Genomic DNA, 8,511 nt, shown 5'->3' with positions numbered 1-8,511 from the left:
TGTAATAAACTTATTAAACAAGCTTATGGAATATCAAAATCAGGTATGGATTATGATCGAAATTATGTGGGTAGGTTGAGCTAAATTTCATTTGTTTTTTAGCTCAGTTCTTTGTTGTACTTTCGTTATTTTAGTCATATTCCTCGATTAAATTATAGAGGTTTTCTAATTCAGTTTTAAGTCTTTGGTAGTTATCGATCTGTACATTAGAGTTATAAAATATATTGTCTATTAAGCTCTCAAACTTTAGAATATTCAGCACATTTAAATTGTTGTGACTGCTAAATTTTGAAGGTCCGATTAATTCCCCATGTGCCGTGTTTTCATAGTCCATCTGTCTGAAACTGATATGCTCATATATAAACGGATAAAAATAATCGTTAAGGTCTTCGTTCATGTATTTTTCTCCAGTTCTTACCTCTTCGACTAGAGATGGTAAACCGTATAAAATTGTCTTCAAGGAATCGGATTTAATAAGTGCGACCTTTCCAGTATTCAGTCCTTCGTTTAAGGTTCCGTTTTTAAACTCCATGTTGCCATTTGCCATAGATATATTGATTAGGCTGTCCAATGTCTTGGAAGAAAGTTTGGTTATATCTTCGCCAACCATTTTTAAAATAGCCAATGAACTCCTCCTCTGATTTTCTTTTTTTTTAATTTCCTCTTGGGTAAAACCTATATTACTTTTTACTTCTGCTTTTAGTCGTGCAACAAACTCATTAGATTCTTTTAAATTACTTTTGTTTGTGTTCCAGTTATTAATCTGTAGGGCAATCAAAATCCCAATAACTACAAGAATAATTTCTCCAATAGCATAGGTTAGATACTTTCCAAATTTATTTTCAGTCAGAGTTTTTTGTCTAATTTTTCTAAAAAATTTTATCATTGGTTATTGGTTGGTCATAATGAAGCACAACGGTCTATGTATGATCAGTTGTGATTTTAGAACGGAAATTGTCTTTTGGTATTGCCAATAATCGATTGCAGGAATTTCCATGTGGAAATTCCGCCCGCAATTGATTATACATTTTGTTGTAAACAGTTTTTATTTATTTATTTCAGAAACCTCCCGTTTCCATTTGTCCATCCTTTTAAAGAATATCGGACCCAGTCCATTTTTATTTTCGTCGCTCTTTATTACATCTTCAAGGGTCAAGCCATCTTTTATTTTCCGGTATGTCAATAGCTCTTTATTATTTGATATTTTAAGAAGACCTTTTTCTAAAGTTATTTTTCCAATATTCAAGAAAGAATCTGAGGAAAACGATTCTATAAATAAGCTATCATTTTGGATATAGTAGTGTCTTGAGGGAGTGGTCCCAACATTATCCATGAAAAAATGAATCAGGTTACTATCGATAAATATTTCCACATAATAGACTGAATCCACGGTAGTATTCGAAAATATTTGCCAATTTCCTTGGATGGATTTTGACAGGGGAAGGTCTGATTTACAGAAAAACAGCAATAGTAGTAATGGGGCCAATAGAAATCTTTTCAATCTACAAGTTTAATCAAATTGTTTACAACGTGATTGTATAAGATTAGTTGCGTGGTTTAAGCACCTAATTTAGCAAATACAAACCGAATAGAAAATCCGCAAGGATTTTCGTAAGTAGGCTTGCACTAGCAATTAATTTTATACGGTATTACAGCACGTATTTTTTTCACGATATAGCTGTTACTTTAATTTTATCAATTATCCATTTCCCATTCAATTTTCTAATGAACACTAGTCCACTAAAACCACAAAGTCTGCCACAACCAAATCCGCTTATCATAACTCCATAATTTTTTGTTTGGTCAAATTGAATACGTGAAAATCCAGTTATTCCAGAAAGATGGAAATCATAATCACCTTTCCAAACTTTGCTTGTTGCTGGAAGTACCGAACGATATTTAAGTTTAAACTTATCAGCGTGTTTTAATTCCGATATATTAATTTTATACGATTGTTCAATATTTGCTGTATCCAATTCGATTGCGAAATCACTATAGAAATCAATAAGCTCTTTTTTCGCTCTTTCATTTATTTGGTATGTGCTATCCACAATTGCAATTACCAATTTAGTTGTGTCTTTTTCTAATTCAGCTTTCTTTTTTTCATACTCGGCTATTATTTTGGATTCGTCCCATTTAATTGCTGTTGAGTCATTCCATTCCGAATTTGGTGGCGGTGGTGGCGGTGGTGCCAATCTTGTATCGTGGAATACAGAATCAAGTAAAGCTGGGAAAATTTCATTCGCAACAGACTTTTCAAATTCCAATTCAGACTGCTTTTTATCACAGCTAATTAATAGCAGAAATATTGAGATTATGACAAATGTGAGTTTTTTGGTCATATGTGCTGTAACGGTTCGTGTATGATTAGTTGCGGACTTTTCCAACGGAAAATGTTCGCCTGGCTTTAAAGATAATTGATTGCCGGAAATTCACTTATTGAATTTCCGACCGCAATTAATTATACACTATGTTACCTGCTGGCTTTATTTTTAAAGTTATCTATTAACTCCGTCCTGTAAGCTTTATGTTGTTCGCTTGTTGACATTAAAAGCTCTCCTTCTCCGAGTCTCCAAGTCCTCATTTTATAAGTTCGTCCATTATGTTCAAATTCGGAATCTGTTATTTTGACAAATATTTTTTGATTGCCAATTGTGCTATATAACTCTCCGTATGAATCTCTAAAATCGGTCTTTGGTAGATTTTCATCTATTTCTGATGAAGTCAATAAAATTCCATTTTTAGGCACTTTAATTTCTTTTTTCCAAGTGAAAGGAGTGATTCCAAGTTCTTTTTCGTTTTTAACACTATAAATTATTGTCACATATTCTTTAGAGAAATTTTGGGGCAATTCCAGAATCAATTTTCTATTCTGATATTGGTACCAACTGATAAGTAAAAAGACTATCCCACTTTCGATTAGAAATACTTTTTTCCAATTTTTCAAAAACTTTTTGAGAAGTAGGTCAACAATTAAAAAGCCAATTCCAAATCCAATCAGTGCGAAAGCAAGAAGTAAACCCCAACCTTGTCCATCAGATTCCGAAATGATAATGGAAATCGCCCAAATGAATGAAGCACCCATTAAAATTATCAATGGTGTAATTTTACGTAGGATTTTCATAAGCTTGCAGGTAACGGTTCGTGTATGATTAGTTGCGGACTTTTCCAATGGAAAATGTCCGCCTGACCTTAAAGATAATTGATTGCTAAGGATTCCGTTCAAGGAATCCGACCGCAATTAATTATACACCGTGTTGTGCGGCGTTATTTATTTAAAATCACACCTTTTACTTTTTTTTCTTCCACAAATCCAAAAAACCTTGAGTCGTAACTATAATTTCTATTGTCACCCAAAAAGAATAATGAATTTTTTGGAACTACAATTGGCCCAAAATTATCTTCAGTCCATTGTTTTCCAAAAGTTGAAAAGGATGTCTATGTTATTTGATGTCCGTGTTGTACGTTTTATTTTATCTGGGAATTGTTTAGCTAGATTATCAGATAAATTCAAATAAGTGGTGTCGCTTTGTATTTCTAAAATATCCTTTTCAGTTATTTCCCCGTCTTTTAAAAGTATATCTGCAGTTCTTTTGTCCATTTTGTATTGATGGTTAAGTACTAAGTTTCTGTCAACATTTTCTCCATTAACAAACAATATTCCATCTATTATTTGAATTGTGTCATTTTCGATGCCACAAAGTCTTTGAAACCATATCCCCTCTGGATACCCTTCTAATTTTTGGAGATAAAAAACGAAATCAAGCTTTTTCGGTTTTTTCAGGTTTGTTCCAATAAGAATACTTCCCGTTTTTAAGGTCGGTTCATTCCCTGCGGATGATACAGTAAATAGTTTAAACGCATACCTTATGTCCGTAATTAAATAGGCTGTGATTATTGACGCTAGTCCTAAGAGTATAATTATCGCTGGTTTTTTCATAATGACGCACAACGGTTAGTATATGGCAAGTAGGGCACTAGAAAGCGATGAACTTTCAAGTTTGCACTGAGCCAAAGCGTTGTATTTTGTTTTTATCTTATTCATTTCAAAAGCCAAATCAACGATTTGGCGGTGTTGGCAAAAAGCACTGAACTTTCGTAAACAGCTGAACGCCCTATTTGCTATATACCGTGTTGTAGCCAGTGTTTTCATTTTCCGAGTTTTAATATTCTTATCGCTCCTTGAATAACCAAACCAAAAACGATTGTCCCGATTATCAAGTCTGGTTTATTCGAGTTCAACCAATTGACCAGAACTCCTGCTGTTATTACTCCTAAATTGATAATCACGTCATTAGAAGTGAAAATCATACTTGCTTTCATATGAGCTTGTTCTTTACTTTTTGACTTTTGAAGTAAGTACAAACAAATTCCGTTTGCAATAAGTGCGAAAATCGAAACGATTATCATTGTCGAGAAGTCGGGTAGTTTTTCCGCTCCGAAAAATCTTCTCAATACTTCTACAAATCCAATAACCGCAAGTGTTATTTGAAAATATCCAGCAAGTTTAGCGATTCGCTTTTTTCTTATCAACGTTCCGCCAACTGCAAAAAGGCTGATGCCATAAACGAAACTGTCCGCCAGCATATCCAAACTGTCGGCAACCAATCCCATTGATTTTGAAATTAACCCAGTTGTCATCTCGATTAGGAAAAAGGCAAAGTTTATTGCGAGCACTGTCCAGAGTAGTTTTTTCTGGTTTTCGTTTTCTGTAAATTCCGTTTGGTGGGTTTGTTCAGTAGAAATTTTCTTTACGCCTAAATTCAGTTCGAGAACGGATTTTTCGATTCGATCAATTTGGCCGCTATGAAAAATGGTCAACTTTCGGTTTGGAATGTCAAAGTCCAAATTTGCAATACTTGAAATTCCGTCCAATTTCATTCGGATTAGATTCTCTTCCGAAGGACAGTCCATTTTGGTAATCTCAAATATCGTTTTTTTCATTCACGTTCTCTTTTCTCGCATTGGCTACAACGTTCTCGTATAACCGTCAGTTACGGGTTTATGTGCGTTAATTTTCGGTTTGACACAGACTTTAGCAATTCCGAGTGGATTCGGACGTAGTCGAATCCGCCGTAATTGCGGTTATACATTGTTGCCAGTAGTTTTTATTCCGTTTAATAGGGTTCAAATTTTTCATTTTTAGGAAATCCGTGATAATAAACAACTTCTATTTCAAAAGCTGTTGCTCCATTCCAACGTTTAAAATTATTCCATTTCAGCGAGTCCAGTATTTTGTCAGATTTAGATAGTACCAATGAGTCCAATTCCGATAATTTTTGATAGTATTTTGGGTCGTCCAATTCTTTTGGGATTTCGTCATAAAATAACCAATAACCCAATCCTTTATCTTGTTTTGTATGTTTAGTGATTAAGTCATAATAAATGCTGTAATAAACAGAGTTGTCAACTTTTATTACCATCCGTTTGTCTTTTTTATTATCTATATAACCAAAATGATTTGAATCAGTTTGCACATAGTACTTTATAGTTCCAAAATCCGTTTTTTGTCTTTTAAACAATCTTTTGTTTGTCGAACAAGAAATAATTAAACAGATTAAAAAAAGTAACAATATTTTTATTTGTGCGTTTTTCATTCAAATTACTGGCAACGGTTCGTATAACCGTAAGTTACGGGCTATTATGCGTTAATTTTCGGTTTTGCACTGACGTTAGCAATTCCGAGTGGATTCGGACGTAGTCGAATCCGCCGTAATTGCGGTTATACATTGTTAGCACCAGTTATTCTTTTTTCAATTCCATTATTACACTCATTTGTGGGGTTTTCTCCGAATATATTATTGTAATTGTATCTCCCTCAAATAGAGTTTTTTCAGGATTTTCTTTAGTCGATGTATAAAATGTTTTATTTCCTACATTATACTTTGCACGGACAGACCAAACATCAGACCTACTTTTTCTGACTAATAACCAAGCTTTATCTATAATTCCGTAAGTTTCTTTTCCATAATCTTCCAATTCACGTTCGCTTTGTGAACTTAGAAAAAGTCCAAAGGGAATTCCTAAAAACACAGACATATAAGCTATTCCTTTTTTTGCTTTTTTAGTCAATTTTGTCTTCTCAATAGATTTGTATAGTAGATATGGAAGAATAAAAAATATTGCTCCAAAAATTATCCATCTAATAATTCCCTCGCCTGAGTAGAAAACATCTTTTGGGGTCAAAAAAAGTATTGAACTCCAAACTAAGAGGTAAAGAAGTGAGAATGTCAAAGTAGGTTTCATCATTTGGCTCTAATTGGTGCTAACGGTTGGGCTATGATTTCGTTGCGGAATGATTCGGCAGAATTATTCCGCCGTAAACCGAATATTGCAAACACGCAGGAATTTCCGTTGAGGAAATTCCGCCGCAATGAACTATAGCCGGTGTTGTGTGCTGGCTTTTATTTTATATTTCAGTTTTGGATTTTTTTCGTTCCATTTAGAAACAATTATTTCTTGTGTTCTGTCCATCGATAAGAAATACCTTAATTCCTTAAGTACTTTTTTATCTATTTCGTTTTTTCCATTACTCTCAAATATTTCTCCGTCAAAACTCATTTTACAGGAAACTCCTTTCTCCTTATGGTCAAAATGAAAATGTGGTTTATTTTTTATGAAGTGATCATTTCCATGAATATTAAAGACATACCCAAATTTAGACTTCCATTCTTTTACTTTTTCAAGTCCGAAATATCGAGTTCCGTTCTTATGACCTTCAATAGTTAGACCTTTCTCAAATTGAAATTTAAGTTCATCAAAAGAGCGATTTAAATCTGAAATGTTAACTGTCTTTTTTGTCTTAATCAGCTTTTTATGAAAAATAAGAAATAGCAATAAAAATAGACTTGATAAATAGGTCAAAGCCATAAAAATATCGTGTTGTAAGCATAAGTCAATTCCTGAAACTTGGGAAATACACTCACCAAATTCAGTTTCATATTTTAAACTGACGGAAGTGTTTAATGCCATAAAAAAGAAAAGAGGTGCACCGACTAAGAACAGAATCAGAAATATTATGTAAATCGGTTTTTTCAATAAAGTTTAGGTGTTTTAGCTTGCAGGTAACGGTTCGTGTATGATTAGTTGCGGACTTTTCCAACGGAAAATGTCCGCCGTGGACTAAAGATAATTGATTGCAGGAATTTCAAACTGGAAATTCCGACCGTAATTAATTATACACTTTGTTACCTGCTGTACTTTTTTATACACGTTTTTAGGGGCCATTGTGCTAATTTCCATTCCACATCGTCATCAATGCGGTAATCAAATTCGCGAGGATAATCATTGCGCTCAATTAAGTTATTCAGAAACTCATTAGTGATTTCAGGGTCATAAATTCTCCAAATCAGTTCTCGCGTTTCATTCCAAGTAATTCTTGCGAGAAAAAGTCCGTTTGGTTTTTCTTTGTCAGGTCCTTTAATTTTGTCGTCCAAAAAATCTCCGAACTCGTCCAATATTTTTACTTCCGCTTTTGACGGCATTCCATTTTCGATAAGCTCTTTACAATTGAGCATTACAGAACAGTGCCAAGAGAAGACTTCTTTCGGTTCAAAATCAGTCAAATTTTTATTTACGACCGCAATTCCTGGAAGCTCTTCCTGTTTGAATTTCAGAATATGATAATATTCATCTGGAATTATTACTCTAAATTCTTTGTCTTCTGCCATTCAGTTTTTCAGTATTGCAGGTAACGGTCTCGTATAACCGTCAGTTACGGGTTATTATGCGTTAATTTTCGGTTTAGCACTGATGTTAGCAATTCCGAGTGGATTCGGACGTAGTCGAATCCGCCGTAATTGCGGTTATACATTGTTGGCAACAGTTTTTTCTTTTTCATTTCCATTTTTATTCAGCCATTTCAAGCTCAATTTTATTCCGATTAAAAGACTAATTCCAGCAACAAATAAATTCGCACTTTCTCCGTCAAACCTTTGATTTAAAACTCCGATAATTAAAACATTTACAAATCCCGAACTTATAAACCAAAAAGCTATAAATTGAAAAAAATTCAAACTCTTCGAGAATTTAAAAGTAATCGGATTTTCATTCCAATTCGGTTTTTCAAACTTGAATCCGAATAAACTCCAAAATTTTGTGATTAAGGGAAGGAATAGAACAAAGAAGAAAAAAGTAAGAATAGTAATTCCGATGTAAATGTCATTTTTTGATTCAGTTTCTACATTAAAATTCAGTAGCGATAATGAAATAACACAAAGAATTAAAATCACTAAGCTTTTTATTTTTCCAATTTTATTCCAACTTTCATTTTTCATTGTGATTGGTAATTGTTGCCAACGGTTCGGCTATGATTCCGTTGCGAGGTAAAATCCGGAGGATTTTCCGAGTAGGAATCGGCTGATTTAAAATTTTATGAGTTGAAGTTATGGAAAATACAGCAATGGATTATAGCCATCCTAAGTTTGTCTTTGATTAATTTATATTAGTTAAAACCAAAGAACAAAAGAGCAGAGTAAGGTTACTATAGCCGTAGGAACTTCCGATTCCGTT

Annotated in this window: 12 protein-coding genes; all 12 read right to left on the bottom strand. The window is 33.6% G+C overall.

From position 1 onward, the window contains the following. Positions 1-130: 130 nt before the first annotated feature. The 12 genes from F2B13_RS20210 to F2B13_RS20155 all read right to left on the bottom strand — a co-directional run bounded on the left by F2B13_RS20210 (position 131) and on the right by F2B13_RS20155 (position 8,276). Entirely contained in the window at positions 131-886 is a 756-nt protein-coding gene (locus tag F2B13_RS20210) for a DUF6090 family protein (RefSeq protein WP_149275102.1), read from the bottom strand. A gap of 159 nt (positions 887-1,045) precedes the next feature. Continuing rightward, positions 1,046-1,501 carry a hypothetical protein gene (locus F2B13_RS20205; protein ID WP_149275103.1) on the bottom strand — a complete coding sequence of 152 codons (456 nt, stop codon included), beginning with the start codon at positions 1,499-1,501 and terminating at the stop codon, positions 1,046-1,048. 166 nt (positions 1,502-1,667) lie between these two features. After that, positions 1,668-2,267, bottom strand: coding sequence for a hypothetical protein (locus tag F2B13_RS20200; RefSeq protein ID WP_149304993.1), 600 nt, complete (start codon positions 2,265-2,267; stop codon positions 1,668-1,670). 206 nt (positions 2,268-2,473) lie between these two features. Then, positions 2,474-3,124, bottom strand: a complete 651-nt coding sequence (locus F2B13_RS20195) for a SoxR reducing system RseC family protein (protein WP_149275105.1) — start codon at positions 3,122-3,124, stop codon at positions 2,474-2,476. A gap of 143 nt (positions 3,125-3,267) precedes the next feature. Beyond that, on the bottom strand, positions 3,268-3,357 hold the full coding sequence (locus F2B13_RS20835) for a S26 family signal peptidase (protein ID WP_198439748.1): 90 nt from the start codon (positions 3,355-3,357) through the stop codon (positions 3,268-3,270). A gap of 46 nt (positions 3,358-3,403) precedes the next feature. Then, entirely contained in the window at positions 3,404-3,940 is a 537-nt protein-coding gene (locus F2B13_RS20185; protein WP_149275106.1) for a S26 family signal peptidase, read from the bottom strand. A gap of 209 nt (positions 3,941-4,149) precedes the next feature. Next, positions 4,150-4,944 (bottom strand): cation transporter, encoded by a 795-nt coding sequence (locus F2B13_RS20180; protein WP_149275107.1) that lies wholly within the window; start codon positions 4,942-4,944, stop codon positions 4,150-4,152. Positions 4,945-5,117: 173 nt separating this feature from the next. After that, entirely contained in the window at positions 5,118-5,597 is a 480-nt protein-coding gene (locus F2B13_RS20175) for a hypothetical protein (RefSeq protein WP_149275108.1), read from the bottom strand. A gap of 145 nt (positions 5,598-5,742) precedes the next feature. Further along, on the bottom strand, positions 5,743-6,249 hold the full coding sequence (locus F2B13_RS20170) for a hypothetical protein (protein ID WP_149275109.1): 507 nt from the start codon (positions 6,247-6,249) through the stop codon (positions 5,743-5,745). 129 nt (positions 6,250-6,378) lie between these two features. Beyond that, a complete protein-coding gene (locus F2B13_RS20165) occupies positions 6,379-7,038 on the bottom strand; it encodes a hypothetical protein (protein WP_149275110.1) in 660 nt (219 codons plus the stop codon). A 149-nt stretch (positions 7,039-7,187) separates the two neighbouring features. Beyond that, the gene (locus F2B13_RS20160; protein WP_149304992.1) at positions 7,188-7,670 is read right to left on the bottom strand and encodes a DUF695 domain-containing protein; all 483 of its coding nucleotides are present in this window, start codon (positions 7,668-7,670) and stop codon (positions 7,188-7,190) included. A 135-nt stretch (positions 7,671-7,805) separates the two neighbouring features. Further along, the gene (locus tag F2B13_RS20155; protein WP_149275112.1) at positions 7,806-8,276 is read right to left on the bottom strand and encodes a hypothetical protein; all 471 of its coding nucleotides are present in this window, start codon (positions 8,274-8,276) and stop codon (positions 7,806-7,808) included. Positions 8,277-8,511: the final 235 nt, after the last annotated feature.

Source organism: Pareuzebyella sediminis, assembly GCF_008367235.1.
Taxonomy (GTDB): domain Bacteria; phylum Bacteroidota; class Bacteroidia; order Flavobacteriales; family Flavobacteriaceae; genus Pareuzebyella; species Pareuzebyella sediminis.
This window is presented reverse-complemented; position numbering and strand designations above follow the sequence as displayed.